The sequence below is a fragment of the Streptomyces sp. NPDC101166 genome (assembly GCF_044768125.1).
Classification (GTDB): domain Bacteria; phylum Actinomycetota; class Actinomycetes; order Streptomycetales; family Streptomycetaceae; genus Streptomyces.
Window position 1 is genome coordinate 27809 of record NZ_JBIWPF010000033.1, and the last position, 20714, is coordinate 48522.

The window sequence follows — 20714 nt, forward strand, 5'->3', positions numbered from 1 at the left end:
TGTGCTGGGTTCCGCACTCGTCCCACGTCCGTCCGGCTGACCACGGCACCCTCCTGGGGTCCTCGTCCTCAAGGATGAGTCCGCGGCCGGATCCTCCGAGGGAACGGGCGGACATGGCTTCTGCGGCCGACGCGCAGCGCTCTCGTCGGCCCCTAGGTTCACAGGGCCGGTGACGGCATGCGCCTCTCGCGACCGTAAGGACGGGCCTCTCACATGAATCAAGTGATCGAACTGAAGGGCGTGGCCAAGCGCTACGACAGCGCCGGCGCGCCCGCGCTCGGACCGCTCACGCTCAGCGTCGCCAGGGGCGAGGCCCTTGCCGTGACAGGTCCGTCCGGCAGCGGCAAGTCCACGCTGCTGAACCTCGTCGCCGGCCTGGACAAGCCGACGGACGGCGCTGTGATCGTGGCGGGCCGACGGATCGACCAGCTGAGCGAGCACGCCCTCGCCAGGTTCCGGCGGGCGCACGTAGGCATGGCCTTCCAGTTCTTCAACCTCCTCGACGACCTCACCGTCACCGACAACATCCAACTCCCGGCCCAGCTGACCGGCGCCAGCCGTCGCGAAGCGGCGTCCCGCGCGGGCGAACTCATGGAGATGCTGGGCATCCAGAAGCACGCCCGGGCCTACCCGGGCCGGCTGTCCGGAGGCGAACGCCAGCGAGTCGGTGTCGCCAGGGCGTTGATCAACCGGCCCGAGCTGCTGCTCGCCGACGAGCCGACCGGTGCGCTCGACACCGCCTCGGGCCACGACGTCCGCGACCTGCTGACGGAACTGCACCGCGGGGGCCAGACCATCGTGCTGGTGACACACGACCTGTCACTGGCGGAGGCGGTCGCGAGCCGCACGATCCACCTCGTCGACGGTCACCTCGCCCTCGACACGTATGCGCGGGCCGTCCGATGAGCCTGTTCGGCAACGGCGCGCTGAGCCGGGTCGTTCGCTCCGGAGTGAGCCGGCGGCGCGTGCAGACCGTGGTGATCGCCATCGCCACCATGATGGCCGTGGCTTCGGCCGTGGTCGCCGGGTCGCTGATGGTCGCCGCGGCCGCGCCCTTCGACCATGCCTTCGACAAGCAGCGGGGCGCTCACATCACCGCTCAGTTCGACCCGGCCAGGGTGAGCACGGCGAAGCTGGCGCAGACCGGGAAGCTGGACGGCGTCGCCGCGAGCGCGGGGCCGTACTCCGCCACGGCGTTCCGCCCGGTGGACCGGACGGGCTTCCGGCTTCCGACTCTGACCCTGGTCGGGCGGTCCGGTACGGACGACGCGGTGGACCGGGTGGAGCTGAAATCCGGTCAGTGGGTGCGGAGACAGGGCGAGATCGTGCTCAGCACGTCCTTCGAGGGGCCAGGCGTCGAGATCGGCTCCACTCTCAGGACGTCGGGCGCCGCGAACGCCCCGGCCCTCACGGTGGTCGGCTTCGCCCTGTCGGCCAGCAAGACCGCAGACTCCTGGGCGACCCCGGCGCAGGTCGACGCGGTGGCGTCGCAGGGGCACCCCGTCATGCGTCAGATGCTCTACCGCTTCGACTCCGCGGCCACGAAGGCGCAGATCCTCGCCGACCGGGCGATCCTCGCCTCCGCCACGGGCTCCGCAGCGCTGCTGGGGACGCAGTCCTGGCTGGACACCAAGCACGCCGCTGACCAGGGTGCGGCGGCGACCGTTCCGTTCGTGACGGCTTTCGGTGTGCTCGGCACAGTGATGTCGGTGATCATCGTGAGCAGCGTGATCAGCGGTGCGGTCGGCACCGGTCTGCGCAGGATCGGAATCCTCAAGGCCATCGGCTTCACTCCGCGCGAGGTCGTCCGCGCCTACATGGCTCAAGCGATGATCCCGGCCGTCGTCGGCATCGTTGCGGGTGTCCTGACGGGCAACCTCCTGGCCGTGCCGATGCTCGCGGACGCGGAATCGGTGTACGGCACCGTCTCGCTCTCGGTGGCCTGGTGGGTGGACGTCACGGTGCCGGCCGCCGCCCTGCTCGTCGTGGGGCTCGCGGCAATGGTTCCCGCACGGCGAGCCGGGAAGCTGCACACGGTCGAAGCCATCGCGGTCGGCCGGGCGCCGCGCACGGGGCGAGGGCAGCGGGCGCACCGGGCGCTGGGCCGGCTGCCGCTGCCGCGACCGGTGACCTACGGTCTCGCAACCCCCTTCACGCATCCGGTTCGTGCCCTCGCGATGCTGCTCGCGGTGGCGTTCGGCACGATCGCGGTGACCTTCGCGGTGGGGCTGACCTCGTCCCTGGGCGCGATCGGCACGTCGCAGGATCCCGAGAGCCGTGCCTCGGTCACGGTGACGACGGTCAGGATGAACACCCTCGAGCCGCCGCCGCCCCCCGCCGCGGGCGACGAGGCGAGCCCGCCTCCCGTGGCCAGAAGCATGCCGGACCCGTCCCGGAGCAAGGCCGCTGACCCGGCGAAGGTGCGATCCGCCATCACGTCCCAGACCGGCCTGGTCTCGTACTACGGCAAGCTCCAGACCGAGGTCGTCGTGGCCGGCGTCTCCGGGTCCATCCAGGCCGGCCTCTACGAAGGCGACTCACACGACGGCAGCTACGAGATGCTCTCCGGGCACTGGCTCACCGGTAAGGGGCAACTCGTGGTGCCCACCCGCTTCCTGGAGCGGACCAGCACCAAGATCGGCGACATCGTGCGGGTGACCCACGAGCGGCAGAGCGCCGACCTGAGAATCGTGGGCGAGTCCTTCGACACCTCGGGCAACCAAGTGGAGATCCACGCGGACCTGTCGGACTTCCCGGCGGCCGAGCCCAGCATGTTCCTCGTCAAGGTGCGGGCCGATGTCTCGGCGGACGCATACGCCCGCAAGCTCGCGTCGGCGGTGCGGCCACTGGGCGGCGACGCCACGACCGTCCCCCCGGCCGAGCAGAAGGGGGTCATCCTCATCATGAAAGCGATGGCCGTGCTGCTCACCCTCATGCTGGTCGCCGTAGCCGGCCTCGGCGTGCTCAACTCCGTCATCCTCGACACTCGGGAACGCGTCCACGACCTGGGCGTCTGCAAGGCGACAGGTATGACGCCGCGGCAGACCGTGAGCCTCGTGCTCGCCTCGGTGACCGCGATCGGCGTACTCGGCGGGCTGCTGGGCGTGCCTGTGGGGTACGTCCTGCACGGACTCGTCATGCCGATGACGGCACGCGCCGTGGGAACCACCCTGCCGTCGTCCGTGCTCGATGTGTACGGGCCGGCTCGGCTGCTCATGCTGGGACTCGGCGGCGTCGTGCTCGCCGGGCTCGGTGCGCTGATCCCGGCGGGCTGGGCCGCCAGAACCCCGACGGCCACCGCACTGCGCACCGAGTAGCACCGCGGTGCCGCCGTGGAAGCGGCCGGCAGCTCCTGCCCCGCCCCGCCGCGGCGGCACTTGTTTGCGACGGTGCGCGTGAGGGCGAGGATCACGCGGCGCGGTGTGGGCGCCAGGGGAGCGGAGCAGGGCCTCGCCGACGCGCAGGAGGATACCGATCCAGGCCTCCTGGACGGAGGGACGCCGTACTCGAAAGACCTTCCCGGCGCATCGATCAGGGTCGGATGACGGCGACGGTGTCCCCGACGCCGATGGTGCCCGGCTCGGTCACGGTGCCCAGCGCGTCCAGACGCATGGCGTGCGCGTGGGCGATGGTCTTCAGTACGAGCGCGGAGCCCGGCAGGTCCTGCTGGGACTCGTTGACCATGACGCAGCGCTCGCTGGAGCGCACGAACGTCACGCAGACCGTGGTGCCGATGCGGACGCTGGATCCGAGCCACTGGTCCTCGACGAACGCGGGTGTTTCCGGTGGCGTGCGGATGAGGAGGTCGGGCCGGAAACGGCGCTCGTCGACCGGAATGCCCGCGAGGGCAGTGCGCATCCAGTCGAGGGTGGCGGTGCTCAGCACGGCTCGCAGGAAGCTGGTCGAAGTGCGAGACGGCCCCCGCACGGGTCACCTCGACGTCGTGACGCCACAGGTAGCGGCGCAGGTAGGCGGTGGCGTCGGCCACTGGTACCCCGTCCGGGTCGAGCAGTTCGGGCTCAGCCGGGGGTCCCGCCTCCGGGTAGCGGGAGCGCAGCCGCAGCAGACCGGGCATCCTTCGGAACCGGCGGGTGTTCTTGCCCGAGCCGAACCTGCCCTCAGCGTCCCGCACCGCATACAGCCGGTCGCCCACCAGGCCTCGCTCGTCCACGTCGGCCGACACCAGCCGTTCTCCCCCCGTGGACTTGATCGGGTAGCGCCAGATCCGCTCGACGGTGCCCACCCTCATCCCTGCCCCCTCCCGGCCGACGGCCGGCTCGCCATGCCATGAAACTCATTTGGCCTCCGCGATCACGCGCAGGCCGAAGCCGCTCAGTACGACGCCGGTCGCGCGCTCCAGCAGCCCGAGGCAGAGCAGGTACGCCGCCACGCCGTCACCTAGGTGATCGCTCCTCGGTGGCGTCAGGCCCGGCGCCGGCACTGGCCGTGGCCAGTCGCAGGGCCTCCGTCACAGCGGCGGGGATGTCTTCCACGGGGAACAGCACATGCCGGGCAGTCCCTTCCGGGCCGACGACGAGAATCAGCCGCTTCAGGCGCAGTCGGCCCGCGCCCCGGAACGTCGGCAGCCGCAGGGCCGCTGCCAACCGTTGCCCGGCATCGGAGAGCAGGGGAAACGGCACTGCTTCGGCGCGCGCGAATTCGGCCTGCTCATGGGGAAGCCGGGTGCCCACCCCACGCACCTCCACCCCAGCTCGCCGGAAGTCGGGCCAGGCATCGGTGAACAGCCGGTTCTCCAGCGTGCAGCCGACGGCCCCGGGGATCGGCTCGTCCCACTCGATCCCTGTGCCGGGATACGTGAGCAGGACGGTCCCCCCCCACAGTCGGGCGCGACGACGGGCAGGACGGCACCGTGCGTACTCGGCAGCACGAGCCCTTCCGGCACGCGCGTGCCGACCTGGGCGTGTATGCGCGCGTGTTCCGCTCCGTCCCGTGCCGCCGTCCCGGTGACCGTTCCGTCGCCGAGCATCCACCGGTCACCCCAGTCCTGCATTCCGACCAGCAGCGGCGACAGCGCCGACCCGGCGTCGGCCAGCAGGCACTCGTAACGCTCCGGCGGCAGACACCTTCGTGCGAAGGGGCCGGCGCTTGATCTAGCTTGCTAGGATGCTAGCATTCAGTCGTGAGCGATGAGGAAGTCAAGCAATTCAACGTGTATCTGCCGATCGGACTGATCAAGCAGGTCAAGTACCGCGCCATCGAGTCGGGCATGTCGTTGTCGGCGCTCGTCGCTGACGCGCTGCGCACCTACCTCGGCGACGCCCACGGGAACGAACAGCACTCGCCCAAGAAGGAGACGTGACATGACGACCGAAGGCATCGAGGCCGTGTTCCTGACGACGCACAACTGGGGAAAGGCGGCGAAGTTCTTCCAGGAGCTCGGATTCAAGCTGGAGTTCGCTACGGACCACAGCTCCGGCCAGCTGCGCAACGGCGACGGTCCCTACGTGTTCATCGCCGAGGTTCCCGAGGACCAGGAGCCCCAGACGCGGATGGTGCTGAAGGCGCCGGACGCGGACGAGTGGCGTCCCGATCCTGTCGTCGAGGTGGTCACGCCGTTCGAGGACACCCACTACGGGACCAAGGAGATGACCGTCCGCGACCCCGACGGGCGTCTGTGGAGCCTGCAGGCTCCCGCCGAGAGCTGACCGCGACAAAAAACCAACAGGGGGAACACCATGGCGCACGAGCAGACAGAGGCACCGGACAACACCGCGGTGCGCACAGCCCTCTGGAGGGCGATGCACCTCCAGGTCGACCCGCCGCCGCATGTGGTCGAGGACGAGATCGGCCTGCACCTGGCGGCTCCCGGCGACGACTGGCGCGACCGCCCGGACATGGACCCGGAGACCACCAGCGGGTTCCGGGCGGCCATCGTCGCCCGCGCCCGTTTCATCGAGGACCTGATCGCTGAGCAGGCCGACGGCGGCGTGACCCAGTACGTCATCCTGGGAGCCGGCCTGGACACCTTCGCCCAGCGCAGGAAGGAGCTCGCCTCCCGGCTACGGGTCTTCGAGATCGACCAGCCCGACACCCAGGCCTGGAAGCGCCACCGCCTGGTCGAACTCGGCTACGGCATTCCCGACGGGCTGCACCTGGTGCCGGTCGACTTCGAGGCCGGCGCGTCCTGGCTCGAGCAACTCTGCACCGCCGGCTTCGATCCCGGCCGACCGGCGGTCATCGTCTCCACCGGCGTCAGCATGTACCTCACCGAAGACGCCACCGCTGCCACCCTGCGCCGGATCGCCGGGCTTGCGCCCGGCACAACGCTCGCCATGACCTTCCTGCTGCCGACCGAACTCGCCGACGAAGCCGACCGCCCCGGCCTTCGGGCGAGTGAGGAAGGCGCTCGAGCATCCGGAACCCCGTTCATCAGCTTCTACACCCCGCAGGAGATGCTGGCCCTGGCGCGCGAGGCCGGCCTCAAGGACGCCCGGCACGTTCCGATGAGTTCGCTCGCCGCGCGCTACTTCACCGACCGGACCGACGGCCTTCGCCCGTCAAGTGGGGAGAACCTCCTGCTGGCCACCACCTGATCCGGCCTGCGGCCCCTCCGGTTCACAAACGGCGGCGGGGTGTGAGGGTGGCGGCGCGGGGCTCCAGTGAGCGGCCGGTGCTGCCCATTCAGGGTGGCGAGTGCACGAAGCACCTCGGCCTCGTCCACCCGGCCGCCCTGCGGCACCCGGGGAAGGGTCGCGCGACGCTCCCCGTAGGGTGGCCGGGGCGGCTCGGGTGGCGGGGAAAAGGCCGGCGCAGGGCCATCCGGGCAGTCCACGCCACGGGGCTGCTCCCTGGTCCGAAGCGGGAGACACTCGCACCGGGAAACAGCGCCGCACGCCGACCTCCTCAAGGTCGAGCCGCCCGCAGTGCCTCCACCCCGCTGCCGCCGTGCAGGTGATCGTACTCGGAGTGCGACAGCCCTCCGGGTGCGTGACCTGCAAGATCACGCCGTGCGGTCGACGCCCTTCGAGGCCCCTCGGACGGGCCAGGGATCAGCGCAAGCCGGCGAAGAGATCGCTTTCGGGTACGGCCGCGCCGGTGGCGTCCTGCACACGGAGGAAGGTCTCCACGCCCATCAGCTCGCCGAACCTCTCCTTGCCCATCCTGAGGAAGAAGATGTTCTCGCCCTGGCTGGCGTGCGCGGCCAGCGCGTCGAACTTCTGACCGCTGAACGCGGTGGTGTCCACCCACGTGGTGATCTCGTCGTCGGGCAAGCCGATCTCGGCCATCGCGGCGACCTCGGCAGGGTCCGGCTCCGGCATGTCCTCACCGAACTCGCGCATGACCTCGCCGAAGCGCTGCATCATCGAGCGGGGCATCGTGGTCCAGTACACCTTCGGTGTCAGATCGGTCATCTCCAGCGCCGCCATCGTGATGCGGTGGGCCTGGATGTGGTCGGGGTGGCCGTAGAAGCCGTTCTCGTCGTAGGTGACGACCACATCAGGCCGGTACTGCCGCATAAGGTGCGCGAGTCGGGCCGCGCCATCCGCCACCGGGGTCTGCCAGAAGGATCCGGGAGCGTCGTTGCTCGGCCAGCCCATCATCCCGGAGTCGGCATAGTCCAGCATCTCCAGATCGCTGACCTTCAGCACGTCACAGCTCGCCTCGAGTTCCCGACGGCGCATCGAGGCGACGGCCGCCGGATCGTGCCCGGGGTCGCCGGGCTTGACACCTCCCGGTCCGTCACCGCAACCGCCGTCGGTACACGTCACGAGAACCGTGCGGATGCCTTCCGCCGCGTACCGCGCGAGGACCCCTCCGGTTCCGGTTGCTTCGTCGTCGGGGTGGGCATGTACCGCCATGAGCGTCAAGGGCCGGTGAGTCATGAAACAGTCCTCCTGCACAAATACGTATCGCACCGAGTGCGCGGCGGGCGTGCCGCGACCCTGAGGCCCGGATCCTGGCGGGTCGGACGACCTCGTGCTCTCCGTCCCACCTCGCCTGTGCGGCGCCGGTCCCTCGGTCGATGCAACCGCGCCACCCGGACCGGCTGTTCCCGGCGCGCCCCTTGAACCGAGATCTCGTGCCACATGACATGCCCGTTCCGCACTCACGAGCGCCACCCCTTGCAGACGACAGCGGCCCGTGAGAGTTGTTCCCGCCCGGTGCGGTTCGTCGTCCCTCAAGCCCTCCCTGTCCCGATCTGCGAGGATGACGGCATGTTGCAGGTCTGCCTCAACGGCCCGCGCGACCGCGCCGAATGCCCCACTCTGCCGGTCACCCCCGAACAACTGGCGGCGGCGGCCCGCGCCGCCGTCGCCGCCGGTGCCGAGAACATCCATCTGCACGCCAAGGACAGCGAAGGCCGGGACACGCTGGAGGCGGCCGCCGTCGCGGCCGCTGTCAACGCCGTGCGGGCCGCCGTCCCGGACATCCCCGTCGGCGTCACCACCGGCGCGTGGGCCGCCTCCGGCCCGCAGGACCGCGTTGCGCGGGTCGCGGCATGGACCGTGCTTCCCGACCACGCCTCCGTCAACTGGCACGAGGACGGCGCCCGCGAGGTCGCCGCGGTGCTGCTGGACCGCGGGGTCGGCATCGAGGCCGGCATCTTCTCCGGCACACCGGCGGCGCGGCAGTTCCTGGACTGGCCGCAGGCCCACCGTGTGCTGCGCGTCCTTGCGGAGGTCACCGAGACCGGCCCGCGGGAGGCTTTGGACGCCGCGGACCGTCTGCTGGGCGAGCTGGAAGCCGCCCCCGCGCCGCTCCTCCTGCACGGCCAGGACGGCGCCGCCTGGTCCGTCCTGCGGCTCGCGGCAGCCCGTCGCCTGGACACCCGCGTCGGCTTCGAGGACGTGCTCCACCTCCCCGACGGCACACCCGCGCGGGACAACGCCGCCCTCGTCCGCGAGGCCCGTACGGCCCTCGGGCACCCGGACCGCGGCCCTGCCGGCGAAGCCACCCGATCCTGACGCGCCCGAAGCGTTCCGCAGACATCGTCACGCGATCAATGGCCACACTGAAAGAGCGGTTGCGGGCCTCTCGCCTTCGTCCTGACCGGCGGACGGCCCTTACTCAGGCGGGAGTTGAGTATGGGCGCTCATGCCTGAGGCCCCTTGCGCGGCCAGGATCGGTGCAGCGGCGCAGCCAAATGGCGCCGGTCTGATCCAGCTGATCCTTTGGGGGGCTTCTCATGTCGCGTCGCATCGTTTTGTCCATGCCGAGGCGTCCCCGCGCGGCCTGTGGCACGTCGCCGTCCTGGCCACCGCGGAAAACGGTGACACGACGCTGAACACCAAGGCGGCGGAATTCACCGTGACGTGATCCACGCGCACGCCGCTCGTGGTACCTGCGCAGTTCAGATCATGTCCTTGAACTGTCCCGGGTCGAGGAAAGCAGGACCTGACGCCGGCGGACGCTTCATGGCGGACGAGGGTCGGTCGCGGGGAGTTCGAGGCCCGCCGACCGAACGGCAAGCCGACCGGACCCGCATACGGGTTGGGCTGACCCTCACACTCCGGCGCGGTCCAGCAGCGCACGACTCAAGGAGGCCGGTGGGGAGTCCCGCTCAAAGGCGGGCCCCGACACAGGGCCGCGCCCTTGAGTCTGCCTGCGTGACGTGCTTCGGCTCAACGAGCAGCTGCCGGGGTCAGTAGTCGAGGTCGAGGTAGTCGATGTCGTTGAGGGTGACGTCGGAGAGTCCCATGGCGCGGTTTCCGCCGTCCTGGAAGTACACGTCTTTGAAGCCTTCGGCGATGATCTGGCGCATCTGCTGGTCGCCGGCTCCGGCCTCTCGGGCGTCGAAGAGGCGCTGCGCGTAGGCGGGGGGGAGGTGGACGGTGAGCCGTCGCAAGCGTCCGTCGTCGGTGGTGCCAATCGGCGCGGTGTAGCCGAACCGGGCCCTCGTCTCCACCGTGATCCCGCCCGTGGCGGCGGCCTGCTTGCGGCGGCGTCTGCGGACCTGGGGCTGCCACCGCGCCCGTACGGCGGCGTCGATCCGTTCGGCGATGGCCCGGGGCGGGTGCTTGCGTTCGCCCTTGCGGTAGCGCTCCACCGACCGTTGGCTGACCCCGATCTCCTCAGCGACGGCTCTGGTCGTCTTGACCTGCTTGATCAAGAAGTTGACGCGGGCCTGGAGGCTCTTGGGGGGCTGGCGGGTGAAGGCTTCCCGGTCGGCCCGCTCGATCGCGTCGTCGATCTCTCCCACGGTCTACTCGCCTTCGTCCAGGACGGCGTCGCCGCCCTTGATGTGGCGGGCCGGATTCAGCCCCTTCTCCATCAGGTCGACGGCCCACAGCATCGACTGGACGCCCTCCAGCTTCGCCAGACCCGGCGTGGGCCCGAGGCGGAACCCGCCCGGCTGCGCCTTGCCCGACGCGGCGTACGGCAGAAAGTCCAGCGGGCTCGCCCCCGGTGAGGGGTAGACGACGCAGTCGGACAGGACGGCGAGCGGATAGAGGCCGGTCATCGTGGCCATGTTGCGCATCTTGCGGTGCATGTTGACCCGCGCTCTGGAGATCACGGCGGCGCGGATGTCGGGGCGCCAGGTCGGCCGCTGCAGGGCCGGCCACCGCTCGCCCTCCTTGTACCGCTTGCCCTGCGGGCGCTCGCGGAGCTTGCCGATGCCGCCCTTGACGGTGGCCTTGATAGCGGTGAGGACGGCCGCCATGGCCGGGTCGACGTCCTTGTGCCGCTCCATCGCCGCCAGGAACTCCCCATCCGTGAGCTCCTTGACGACGCCGAGGTCGGCGAGGGTGTCGACGTACGCCTCCTTGAGGCGGTCGTGCCACGGGTCGAGGTAGGCACCGGTCTCACGGCGCAGATACCCCTCGAGGGGAGCCACGTTGTAGCCGAGTTCCTGGGCGTAGGCGACGGTGTGCGTCTGGTACCAGGCAGGTCCCGTCGGCCGGGTGCCGTCCGCGGTGAACGGCGAGGGCAGACGCGGGTCCACCTCGACGTGGGACAGGTCGACCAGCCAGGAACCGGGAATCTTCGGATTGAACGTCGGGTGGCGGAAGTGATCGGGGGCGGACAGGCCCACGACCAGGCGGGCCGCGGCGGCGAGGAACGCGGTGTTGAGATCCAGGCCGACCGCGAAGGGCAGCGTGCACTCCTCATCGCTGAGCAGGTCCACCGGCCGCACCCACTGGTACGCCTCCTCGTCGAGGAAGCCGCCGGTCCAGCCGGAGTTCACGACGACCGGGTGCTCAGGGGTGGCCTCCGGCGGCGCCGGGTCCATCGGCTCCGTGCCCAGCGAGCCGGGGTTGTGGCCGCTCACCCAGTTCCCGGTCGCTTCGTCGCGCACCGCGCGGGTGGGCGGCCGCAGCGCCGTCATCAGCTCCAGCCCGGAGACGGCCGTGCTGCCGCGCGGGGTGATGACCCGCCGGGCGTACACGCCGAGGACGCGCGCGACGTCGGCCGGCTCCATCTCCGCCACCCCGGGCCACGCCCGCTCGTCGAGGGCGTCCCAGGACAGGATCGCGAGCTGCACGCACTGCCGTTGCGTGCCTTGCGCCTTGCGGTAGATCCGTGCCCACGGGCCGAACCCGCGCTGGGTGAGCCGCCACTTCGCCTTCACCACCTGCCGAACCACCGGATGATCCTCCGGCAGGCGCAGGGACCGGCGCTGCTCATGACCCTCGAGACGCTCCGGCAACCCGAGCTTCACGGCGGCCGCCGCGGTGAGCACGATCAGCGGGTCGCTGTCCTTGCCGTTGCGATGCAGACGCGGCGTACCGAGTCCGGACTCGCCCAGAGCCCAGTCCACCAGCTCCACCACCGTGGTCGCCGGGCAGTCGAGCATGATCCCACCGACGCCGTACGCGCAGCCGTCGCCGTCCAGGACCGCGAGGGGCCCGTGCGGGAAGCGAGGGTCGGCTGCGCGCTGCGCCGACTTCTGCGTGGCCGGACGCCGCGATGTCGCAGCGGGTCGGACGGCGGGGCGCGCCGGCGCCGCAGCCGCAACGGCGGGGGACGCACCCGCTTCGGTAGACGCCGCGGGCGCGGTTGCGGCAGCCGAGGTTGTCGGAGCCGCGCCGGGGGAGGGGTACTTCGCCGCCCACCCCTTCAGCAGCCGCTGATAGGCGTCCAGGCGCGGCGACTTCGGCTCGCTGCGCCCGTTCTCCCAGTTCTTCACCGACTGGGTCGTCGTCTTCAAGGCGGTGGCGAGGCGGGCCTGGGTGATACCGGCGGCCTCACGCAGCCGGGCACGCTCCGCCGGCGGCGGGAGGTGCGGCTCCTCGTTCAACAGAGCGTCGACGGACGCGAACAGCTCTTCCTCAGATGCCATGACCCTGCACCCTTACTCCAGACAAGATTGCTTAACCACAAACTTATCCCGTTCCTTAGCCTAGCCTGGTGAGTGTTACGCACGAACGACTGAGCGCATGGTGCGTGGGCGGGGGTGCCCTCGCTGATGCGGCCGCAATGGATCACGCATCACCCGGGCTCGGCCCGACCTCGAACAACGACCGTCAGCTACGGCCGACGGTACTGCTCGCGGGTTCACCCCATCAGTCACCTGAGGACGGCGGCAAGGGCTGTGGTGACGGCGGCGGCGAGGGTGAGCACACCGGCGAACGCGGTTGCCGCGCGGAAGAGGGAAGCGGGGTAGGTCGCGCCACCGAGACGAGCGAGCTTGCCGGCGACCGCTGCGGCAAGGAGAGCGGCGATCAGGACGAGGGCGATGGTGAACAGGACGACGGTGAGACCGGACACTTCAGGCTCCCAAGGGCGTTGGAATTGGTCTTCTCGAAGGTCGCGGAACCGGTGTGCGGCATGGTTCGGGTGGCTGAAGATGAACAATGCTGAACAGCAGCGTGCACGGCAGGCCGGGGGGACGAGTTGGGCAGCGCGGAAGACAGGCGAGGCGAGGCGAATGGACAGATGGCGGCTCTGGCCAGACTGCAGGCTTGCCTGTCTGACGGCCTAGCGACGTCCGGACTGAGCGTGACGCGGTTGGCCAGGCAGGCCGGGCTGGGGCGCACGACGGTGAACAACGCCCTGCACCGGCAGGTGACCCCGTCAGCGCAAACCATCGCCAGGATGGCCAAGGCGCTGCGGCTGAACCAGGAGGAGCTCCTGGCGCTGCGCCGTCAGGCGGCCGCTGAACAGGACGAGCCCGACGAGCCCCGGCTGCCGGTGCCGGAGGAGACGGACGGGACTCCGGCCCCCGCGGTCGAGGACGGGACCATGCCGGTGCCGCCGGCGAATAACGGGCGCACCGGGCCGGTGACGCTGCCCCCGCTGGTGAAGGAATTCACCGGACGCGCAGGCGAACTGCGGGACATCCTCGACCGGCTCGCCCCCGCGGCGACGCACTCCCGGTCGGCCGAGGACCCCAGCGACACGGCCGCTCCGGCGACGGTCGTGGTCTCGGCGGTGATGGGCATGGGCGGGGTCGGCAAGACCGCCCTCGCCCTGCAGGCCGCCCACCGGGCCCGTCTGCGCGGCTGGTTCCCCGGCGGCATCCTCTTCGCCAACCTGTACGGCTACAGTCCCCGCGAGGAGCGGAGACCGGGCGAGGTGGTGGACCAGTTCCTGGGCGCCCTGGGCGTCAGGAGCGCGGACATCCCGGTCACTTTCCAGGGCAAGCTGGACACCTGGCGGATCGTCCTCGACCGCCTGACGGCCGAAGGCCGCCCCTTGCTCGTGGTCTTGGACAACGTGCGCAGCGCCGGACAGGTCTCCGCGCTGCTTCCGCAGCCCCCGCACCGCGGGGTGGTGACCTCGCGGCAGTTGCTCGCCGCCCTTCAGGGCCACCGTGTGGATCTGGCGCCCCTCACCCCCCAGGAGGCCGTGGATCTCATCCAGCAGGTCCTGTGCGCCGGCGGCATCCGCGATGACCGGGTCTCCGCCGAGCCGGAGGCAGCAGCGCTTCTCGCTGAACTGTGCGGCTACCTCCCGCTGGCCCTGGAGATCATCGCCGCCCTGTTACGCAGCGAACCGAGCCGGAGTCTGGAGAGCCAGGCAGCGGAGCTGACCGCCGCTCGGACTCGCCTCAGCGTCATCGAGATCAAGGAGACCGACGCGGAGAGCCGTCCCATGGCGGTACGGGCCTCCTTCGACTTGTCCTACCGGCATCTGACAGAGTCCCAGGCCACCGCCTTCCGGCTGCTGGCTGCCGCTCCAGGGCCGGACATCTCCAGCGCCGCCGCCGCGGCCCTGCTCGGCGATCCCGGCAGTCGGCGACTGCTGGCCGAACTGTTCCGCGCCCACCTCCTGACAGGATCGGGCGATCGCTGGTCGATGCACGACCTCATCCGCCTGTACGCCAAGGAGCAGGGCGACGCGCCCTCGGACGACGGCCGGCGGGACGCCGCCCTCACCCGCCTGCTGGAGCACTACAGGACAACCTCCGCGGAGGCGGACACCCACCTGATCGGCATCCCGGCCAACCAGTCCCCACGCTTCAGCGGGCGCCGCCACGCTCTGGAATGGCTGGACGCCGAACACACGAACCTGGTGGCCGCTGCCACAGCCGCCCCGCAGCTCGGCCGTCCCGCCGTGGCGGTCGCCCTTGCCCGGTCCCTGGCCGGCTACCTCGAACACCGTCGGTACTTCGACGACTGGATCGCCTTGAGCACCATCGCCCGCGACGTCAGCCGCGAAGACGGCGATCGCTCCGCCGAAGGCACGGCGCTCGACGACATCGGGCTCGGCCTGCGCCACTTGCGTAAGTTCGACAAGGCTGCCGCCGCGCACACCGAGGCCGCTGGGATTTTTCAGCAGCTGGGCGACCGAGGCCGGGAAGCACTCGCGCTGAACCACATCGGCATCGCGCTGAGCGGGGCGGGCAGGCACGAGGAGGCCATCGTCGTCTATACCCGGGCAAGTCGGATGCTCGCTCTCTTGCATGATCAGCCGCACTTGACGGCCTCGGTCGTCGGCAACCTCGGCGCGGCACTGCGGGAAGCGGGCAGATACGAGGAAGCGATCACGGCCCACACTCAGGCCGCTGAGACGTTCCGCCGGCTCCGCGACGAAGGCGAGGAAGGTTCGGCCCTGAACAGCCTCGGGGGGGTCCTGCAGTATGTCGGCAGGCACGAGGAGGCCATCGCGGCCCACAGCCGGGCCGTTCGTATCCACGCGCGCCTCGGTGATCCGCTCCGCGAAGCCGCGGCGCTGTCCAACCTCGGGGGAGCCCAGCAGTTGACGGGGCAGACGGAGGAGGCCATCAGCGCCCTCACCCGGGCCGCCGAGATCTTCCGGGCACTCGGCGACCAGTACGACGAGGCCTCGGCCCTGATCAACCTCGGGAATGCGCTGAAGCAGACGGACCGTAGGGACGAGGCCGTCACCGCTCTCACTCGGGCCACCCTGATCTTCCGGGAGTTCGGCGCCGATGGCTACGAGGCGCGGGCATCCTATGCCCTCGGGGAGGTGTTGAGGGCGCTCGGCAGGGCTCAGGAGGCTGTCACCGTCTTCTCCCGGGCGGCTTTGCTCTGCCGCGAGTTGAGGGATCACGGCAATGAGGGCTCGAGCCTGCTGGGTTTGGCCGAAGCCCTGGAGGCGACGGACCGGCCGGACGAGTCCGCCGACAGGTACGCGCAGGCCGCCACGGCCTTCGAACGGGCCGGCGACGACCCTGCCAAGGGCTGGGCGCTGACCAACCTCGCGGCTGCGCTGCTCCAGGCAGGCAGGACCGGGGAGGCACTCTCGGCGGCGGATTCGGCACTGGAGCACAATCGGCGCGTGGCCGCAGCCGAACACGTCGAGTACACGCATGTCTTGGCGCATACCCTCATGCTCCTGGCATGGCTGCGTGAGGAAGAGCAACAGAACCTGCCCGGAAGTCTTGATGCGGCGACGGAAGCGGCGGACCTCTTGACCCCGCTGGCCACAACACAGCCCGAGCCGTACGCCGCCTTCCTACGGGCGACGCTGGAACAGCGGGCGCACATCCTGGACCTCCTCCACCGCACGCAAGAAGCCGAGGAGGTACGCAGCCGACTCGAGGAGTAAGGGATCTCCGCGATTGAGTGTTCCGCTCCCTGGAATGCACCATGCCAGTGACGAGGTGTACCTCGCTGCGACGGGACGGCCGGCGGTGATGACTGCGTCTGTATGCCTCGGCCGGCACTTGGTCAGGCGGTCGCGGTGGTCCCCAAGCACTGGCATGGAGAGGAGACCCTCTACCCGTTGATGGCCGCCGCCGAGCAGTGGCCCGACCCGTGGTTCGAGCCCTGGGAGCCCGCCGCGCCCGCCGACTGAGGGCTACGGGTCGTCAGAAGTCGTGCCCCATCGGCCCGGATACGGTCGAGGCGACCTTGCGTACCGGTCCTACGCTGGAGGCATGGCCACCGATCCCTTACTGAGACAAGGCCCCGACTCGACGGATCTGGTCCTGCGCGCCGGCCCGGACGGGCCGGCGTGGAACGCGCTGACCTCGGCGGGGCCGGCGCTGTTCACGCCGCTCGCCCTGGGCGTGCCGACCCTGCTCGTCGCCTTCTGGATGGCGCTGGCCGGAGCGCGGGCGTCGACCGTGTTCGTGGTGGTGGGGGTGATCGCCGGGCTGGAGTACCTGATCGGCTGGCTGGCGCTGGCCTTTTCCCGGGCCCGGGACATCCTGCGGGTGGAGTTCGCGCCGGCCGGGGTGCCCGCGTCCCTGCGGTTGGTCCGGGCCGCCGGGCCGGACGACTGGCTGCCCGTCAAGACCCTGCGCGAGGTGCGGCTGACGCACAAGGTGGTGGAGCCGTACCAGGGGGACTCCAAGCCGGCCGTCTCCACGCTCGCACTGGAACTCGGCCTGCGGGGCGTCCGGGAGCGGCTCGCGCTCCCGTTCGGCGGCGACTCGGAGCGGCTCGCCGACGCGCTGGAGGCCCTGCTCGGCCCGGCTGGGGTCCTGGTGGAGCTGCGCACCGAGCGCAGCACACGCGACCGGCCGCAGCCCAACTCCGGCTGGACCTCCGGCGGTTCGGCCTCGGCAGGCTCGGGTGGCGGCTGACTCCGGGCTGCCCGTGGCGCTCCCCGGCCGGGGAGCGCCCGTCGATGCAGCCGGCGGCAGGCGGTGCGGGGCAACCTGCCGCTACTCGGGCGCGTTGAGCCGCCGGGCTCGGCCGCAGCCGGGCCCTGCGGCCACGGGGGGCGGGGGTAGCGGCCGCGGAGCTCGGCCCGCACCGCGCGGTAGCCCTCGCGCCAGAACGACGCGAGGTCGCCGGTGACGGCGGCCGGGTGCCCAGCCGGGGAGAGCAGGTGGACGGTCAGCGGGGCCCGCCCGTCCGCCAGCGCGGGGGAGGATACCGTTTGCCCAGTTCAGAGGCTGTCCACTTTTTTCGTACCTCTTCAACGGACCGGCAAAGCCTGGATTGGGACCGCGGTCGGGCGCAAGAGTGTTGCCCAAACGCTGGCGTCGCATTCGGCGGGACCACCACACTGGGCCTGCTGCTGAGCACCGCGCTCAAGGACAACCCCGGCCAGGGGGTTCAGTGACCCCTTACTGGAGCAAGGGCATGTATGTGGAGCCCACCTCAGACCACCCCGGTGACGAGGAGTGGTTCAAGGAGCCCATGATCAAGGTGGCCGGCCACCTCTTCCCTCCGCGCTTCCGGATCTACATGAAGTGCCGCGCGTCGGACATCGCAATGTGCATCGCCCTGGAGGTCGATCGCGGGGGCTTCGTCGAGCAGGAGAACGCCATCACGATCCAGGGTGTTGCCTCCGGCCGAGAACGGGACCAGGTGCGGGTGGCCGCACGGAAGCTCGCGCTCCCCCTGGCTCTAGCCGCCCTACCCTTCGGCTCTGCCAAGAAGACGGAAGAGGGCTGGGAGTGGGTGGCCATGGGCTGGTCCCCGCCGGCCGTCCACAAGGTCGGCGACCTGCCCAGCCCGCAGCGGGCCTTGCTCAAGGAGCTTCGGCGCCGGACAGGGCCGAAGTGGTGGAACGTCTATCTGCCGCGAATCGAACAGACAGCCTTCACCGTCGCTTGCGCCTCGCCTGAGAAATCAACACGCAAAGTGATCGTGAAGGACGTGTGCCCCCAGACCCATGTCAGCCCTACGCAGGCGTACCAAGACCTGCAGACCGCACGTGAGCTTGGCCTGATCCCCCCTGAGCGATGCGACTCAGCCGGGAATCCCCTTGCTTCCTGACCGAGCGTCACTTCGATTACAAGGAGCTACTTGTCACTTCGCCGTAGCTTTCGGGAGAACAGGGCCGGCTCCCAGAGTGCGCCGCGGGGCCGGGGCCGTCGCTGTAGGGCCTGCGAGTACTCCCCGAGCACGCATCGCGGCAACGTCGGGGAGGTGGATGCCGGGCAGGCCCGGCGATCAGGTCGGCTTGGGTGGCTTGGGTGGGGGGCGCGGCCTCGGGGCCGGAGCGCCGCTGCACCGGGGACGGGGGCACCGGCAGCGGATGATCAGGCGGATCCCGGCCGGCCCGCGGAGCGGGTATGTGCGGCGCTGATGTGTCCTCAGGCGCCCGCTTCCACCAGGTCGTCGGTATGGAAGGTGCGGCGGTAGGAGGCGGGTGAGACACCGAAGGCGGTGCGCATGTGGGCGCGCAGGGAGTTGGCGGAGCCGAAGCCACAGCGGTGGGCGACCAAGTCGATGGACAGGTCGGTGGTCTCCAGCAACTGCTTGGCCAGTTCCAGGCGTTGCGCGGTGAGCCACTGCACGGGGGTCATGCCGACCTCGTCGCGGAAGCGGCGGGTGAAGGAGCGCAGGCTCATCCGGGCGTGTTCGGCCAGGCGGGTCAGGGAGAGGGGTTCGCCGAGGTGTTCCAGCGCCCAGGCACGGGTGGCGGTGGTGGTGGCGACGGTGGGTTCGGGCACCGGGCGGTCGATGTACTGGGCCTGGCCGCCGTCCCGCCAGGGCGGGACGACGCACATGCGGGCGGCGCGGTTGGCGGCGGCGGCGCCGTGGTCGCGGCGGATCATGTGCAGGCACAGGTCGACGCCGGCGGCGACGCCCGCGGAGGTCAGGACGTCGCCGTCGTCGACGAAGAGGACCTCCTCGTCGACCTTGACACGGGGGTAGGCGCGGCGGAACTCGGGGGCGAGGTTCCAGTGGGTGGTGGCAGGCCGGCCGTCGAGGAGGCCCGCGGCGGCCAGGACGTAGGAGCCGGTGCAGATGGACACCAGGCGGGTGCCAGGCCGGATGCCGGCGATGGCCGCGGTGACCTCGGGCGGCAGCGGGCCGCCGCGGCCCAGCTCGGGCATGGCGTGCGTCGGCGGGACGATCACGGTGTCCGCGGCGGCCAGAGCCTCGGGACCGGCCGCGGGCTGCACGGTGAACCCGGCGTCGCTGAGGACCGGGGCGCCGTCGGCGGTGCAGACGGTGACCTCGTACAACGGGCGTGAGCCGGCGTCCAGGACGCTGCCGAAGACGCGGGAGGGGATGCCGAGTTCGAAGGGCGGGACGCCGGGCAGGGCGAGGACGGCGATGCGGTGCCGCCCGGCCGCGTCGGCGCTCGGGTCGGGGCGGAGGTCGGTGCACGGCCACTGCATCTCACTCATGGCCAGATCCTGTCACATAGTGGCCAGACGGCCAACACCATGGTGGGGGCGGGTGCCGGAACGTGGACTGCGTCGCGCCGGGAAGGGCCCGGGCGGCCGGCATCCGATCAAGACGGAAAGAGTGAGGCGGACAGCATGCGTGCGGTGGTCGTGGAGCAGTGGGGCGGACCGGAAGTGCTCGTGGAGCGTGAGGTCGCCCGGCCCGAGCCGGGACTGAACGAGGTCCTGGTGCGGGTCCACGCGGCCGGTGTGAACCCGGTGGACTTCAAGACCCGGGCCAGCGGGGCCCTGATCGAGTGGGGCGAGGTCCCGGCGGTCGGCTGGGACGTCTCCGGCACCGTGGAGGCCGTCGGACCGGGCGTGGGGATGTTCCGCCCCGGGGACGAGGTGTACGGCATGCCGCTGTTCCCGCGGCAGGCCGGCGCCTACGCCGAGTACATCGTTGCCCCGGCCCGCCACCTAGCGCCCAAGCCGGCGAACCTCACCCACGTGCAGGCGGCGGCGCTGCCACTTGCCGCGCTGACCGCCTGGCAGGCCCTGGTGGACACCGCCGGGGTGCGCGCCGGTGAGCGGGTGCTGGTGCACGCGGCGGCCGGCGGGGTCGGCCACCTGGCCGTGCAGATCGCCAAGGCCCGCGGTGCGTACGTCATCGGCACGGCCAGCGCCGGCAAGCACGACCTGCTGCGTGAGCTGGGCGCGGACGAGGTGATCGACTACCGCACGGTCCGCTTCGAGGACGCCGTCGAGGACGTGGACGTGGTGCTGGACGGGCTCGGCGGCCAGAACGCCGAGCGGTCCCTGACGGTTCTGCGCCCGGGCGGCCGGCTGATCACGCTGCCCGGACCCGACGACGTCCCCGACGACGTCCCCGGCCACGTGCGGGCGGTGTGGATGCTGGTCGAGCCCGACCACCTGGGTCTGCGCGAGATCGCCGCCCTGGCCGAGCGGGGCGCGCTCACGCCCGTGGTCGAGACCGTCGTCCCGCTGGCCGAGGCCGCGAAGGCGCACGAGATCGGCGAGCAGGGCCGCACCACCGGGAAGATCGTCCTGAGCGTTGCCTGACGCCGGCCGCCCCGGCCGGGGCGGCTGCGGGCAGGTGAAGCGGGACTGGAGCCCCGGAACCGACCGGTCCCGGGGCTCCGGGGTTTAGGTCTCGCGTTCCTGGTCGGCGAGTCGGTCGCGGAACCTGTCTATCAGGCCGCCCTCCGCGGCTAGGAGTTGTCTTCAAAAGTCACGCCCACATCAGGAGCGAGGCGAGGGTGACAGCTGCCTGGTAGGACTCGGCGGTCTTGTCGTAGCGGGTCGC

The 20714-nt window shown here is 70.9% G+C and carries 18 protein-coding genes and 2 pseudogenes; 11 read left to right on the plus strand and 9 right to left on the minus strand.

What is annotated here, in order from left to right; all coding sequences use genetic code 11:
* Positions 1 to 213 precede the first annotated feature (213 nt).
* Together ACIRS4_RS34470 and ACIRS4_RS34475 are read left to right on the plus strand one after the other, a co-directional pair.
* Entirely contained in the window at positions 214 to 906 is a 693-nt protein-coding gene (locus tag ACIRS4_RS34470; protein ID WP_404203570.1) for an ABC transporter ATP-binding protein, read from the plus strand.
* A complete protein-coding gene (locus ACIRS4_RS34475) occupies positions 903 to 3317 on the plus strand; it encodes an ABC transporter permease (RefSeq protein ID WP_404203572.1) in 2415 nt (804 codons plus the stop codon). Before ACIRS4_RS34470 ends, ACIRS4_RS34475 begins: the two co-directional genes overlap by 4 nt.
* Positions 3318 to 3531: 214 nt before the next feature.
* Here the strand turns inward: ACIRS4_RS34475 and ACIRS4_RS34480 are convergent, their stop codons facing one another.
* The 3 genes and pseudogenes from ACIRS4_RS34480 to ACIRS4_RS34490 form a co-directional block, all read right to left on the minus strand.
* Complete coding sequence (locus ACIRS4_RS34480) at positions 3532 to 3885, minus strand: MOSC domain-containing protein (protein ID WP_404203574.1); 354 nt, start codon at positions 3883 to 3885, stop codon at positions 3532 to 3534.
* A gap of 214 nt (positions 3886 to 4099) precedes the next feature.
* Positions 4100 to 4249, minus strand: a pseudogene (locus ACIRS4_RS34485) (MOSC N-terminal beta barrel domain-containing protein); the annotation flags it as partial.
* A 145-nt stretch (positions 4250 to 4394) separates the two neighbouring features.
* Positions 4395 to 4991, minus strand: coding sequence for a redoxin domain-containing protein (locus ACIRS4_RS34490; protein ID WP_404203576.1), 597 nt, complete (start codon positions 4989 to 4991; stop codon positions 4395 to 4397).
* Positions 4992 to 5140: 149 nt separating this feature from the next.
* Between ACIRS4_RS34490 and ACIRS4_RS34495 the strand changes: the two genes are divergently transcribed.
* From ACIRS4_RS34495 to ACIRS4_RS34505, 3 genes are read left to right on the plus strand one after another with little or no spacing between them, the layout of a single operon-like run.
* On the plus strand, positions 5141 to 5320 hold the full coding sequence (locus ACIRS4_RS34495; RefSeq protein ID WP_404203578.1) for a CopG family transcriptional regulator: 180 nt from the start codon (positions 5141 to 5143) through the stop codon (positions 5318 to 5320).
* Position 5321: 1 nt separating this feature from the next.
* Positions 5322 to 5666: a VOC family protein gene (locus ACIRS4_RS34500; RefSeq protein WP_404203580.1), complete on the plus strand. Its 345-nt coding sequence runs from the start codon at positions 5322 to 5324 to the stop codon at positions 5664 to 5666.
* 30 nt (positions 5667 to 5696) lie between these two features.
* On the plus strand, positions 5697 to 6554 hold the full coding sequence (locus ACIRS4_RS34505; RefSeq protein WP_404203582.1) for a class I SAM-dependent methyltransferase: 858 nt from the start codon (positions 5697 to 5699) through the stop codon (positions 6552 to 6554).
* 456 nt (positions 6555 to 7010) lie between these two features.
* On the opposite strand, the gene ACIRS4_RS34510 is transcribed toward ACIRS4_RS34505, so the two are convergent.
* Positions 7011 to 7844 (minus strand): PIG-L family deacetylase, encoded by an 834-nt coding sequence (locus ACIRS4_RS34510; RefSeq protein WP_404203584.1) that lies wholly within the window; start codon positions 7842 to 7844, stop codon positions 7011 to 7013.
* Between the two features lie 333 nt (positions 7845 to 8177).
* Here ACIRS4_RS34510 and ACIRS4_RS34515 point away from each other — a divergent pair, with 333 nt between their 5' ends.
* Entirely contained in the window at positions 8178 to 8927 is a 750-nt protein-coding gene (locus ACIRS4_RS34515) for a 3-keto-5-aminohexanoate cleavage protein (RefSeq protein ID WP_404203586.1), read from the plus strand.
* Between the two features lie 130 nt (positions 8928 to 9057).
* Positions 9058 to 9279 carry a hypothetical protein gene (locus ACIRS4_RS34520; RefSeq protein ID WP_404203588.1) on the plus strand — a complete coding sequence of 74 codons (222 nt, stop codon included), beginning with the start codon at positions 9058 to 9060 and terminating at the stop codon, positions 9277 to 9279.
* Positions 9280 to 9604: 325 nt separating this feature from the next.
* Here the strand turns inward: ACIRS4_RS34520 and tpg are convergent, their stop codons facing one another.
* The 3 genes from tpg to ACIRS4_RS34535 all read right to left on the minus strand — a co-directional run bounded on the left by tpg (position 9605) and on the right by ACIRS4_RS34535 (position 12672).
* Positions 9605 to 10162: a telomere-protecting terminal protein Tpg gene (tpg, locus tag ACIRS4_RS34525; protein ID WP_404203590.1), complete on the minus strand. Its 558-nt coding sequence runs from the start codon at positions 10160 to 10162 to the stop codon at positions 9605 to 9607.
* 3 nt (positions 10163 to 10165) lie between these two features.
* The gene (gene tap / locus ACIRS4_RS34530; RefSeq protein WP_404203592.1) at positions 10166 to 12244 is read right to left on the minus strand and encodes a telomere-associated protein Tap; all 2079 of its coding nucleotides are present in this window, start codon (positions 12242 to 12244) and stop codon (positions 10166 to 10168) included.
* A 227-nt stretch (positions 12245 to 12471) separates the two neighbouring features.
* On the minus strand, positions 12472 to 12672 hold the full coding sequence (locus ACIRS4_RS34535) for a hypothetical protein (RefSeq protein WP_404203594.1): 201 nt from the start codon (positions 12670 to 12672) through the stop codon (positions 12472 to 12474).
* Between the two features lie 168 nt (positions 12673 to 12840).
* Between ACIRS4_RS34535 and ACIRS4_RS34540 the strand changes: the two genes are divergently transcribed.
* Positions 12841 to 15918 carry a tetratricopeptide repeat protein gene (locus ACIRS4_RS34540; protein WP_404203596.1) on the plus strand — a complete coding sequence of 1026 codons (3078 nt, stop codon included), beginning with the start codon at positions 12841 to 12843 and terminating at the stop codon, positions 15916 to 15918.
* Between the two features lie 331 nt (positions 15919 to 16249).
* Entirely contained in the window at positions 16250 to 16900 is a 651-nt protein-coding gene (locus ACIRS4_RS34545; RefSeq protein ID WP_404203598.1) for a hypothetical protein, read from the plus strand.
* A gap of 86 nt (positions 16901 to 16986) precedes the next feature.
* Here ACIRS4_RS34545 and ACIRS4_RS34550 read toward each other — a convergent pair.
* Positions 16987 to 17193, minus strand: a pseudogene (locus ACIRS4_RS34550) (ATP-dependent helicase C-terminal domain-containing protein); the annotation flags it as partial.
* Positions 17194 to 17462: 269 nt separating this feature from the next.
* Here ACIRS4_RS34550 and ACIRS4_RS34555 point away from each other — a divergent pair.
* Positions 17463 to 18044: a hypothetical protein gene (locus ACIRS4_RS34555; protein ID WP_404203600.1), complete on the plus strand. Its 582-nt coding sequence runs from the start codon at positions 17463 to 17465 to the stop codon at positions 18042 to 18044.
* Positions 18045 to 18364: 320 nt separating this feature from the next.
* Here ACIRS4_RS34555 and ACIRS4_RS34560 read toward each other — a convergent pair whose 3' ends face one another.
* Positions 18365 to 19408 carry a GlxA family transcriptional regulator gene (locus tag ACIRS4_RS34560; protein WP_404203602.1) on the minus strand — a complete coding sequence of 348 codons (1044 nt, stop codon included), beginning with the start codon at positions 19406 to 19408 and terminating at the stop codon, positions 18365 to 18367.
* A gap of 135 nt (positions 19409 to 19543) precedes the next feature.
* Here ACIRS4_RS34560 and ACIRS4_RS34565 point away from each other — a divergent pair, with 135 nt between their 5' ends.
* The gene (locus ACIRS4_RS34565; protein ID WP_404203604.1) at positions 19544 to 20470 is read left to right on the plus strand and encodes an NADP-dependent oxidoreductase; all 927 of its coding nucleotides are present in this window, start codon (positions 19544 to 19546) and stop codon (positions 20468 to 20470) included.
* Positions 20471 to 20714: the final 244 nt, after the last annotated feature.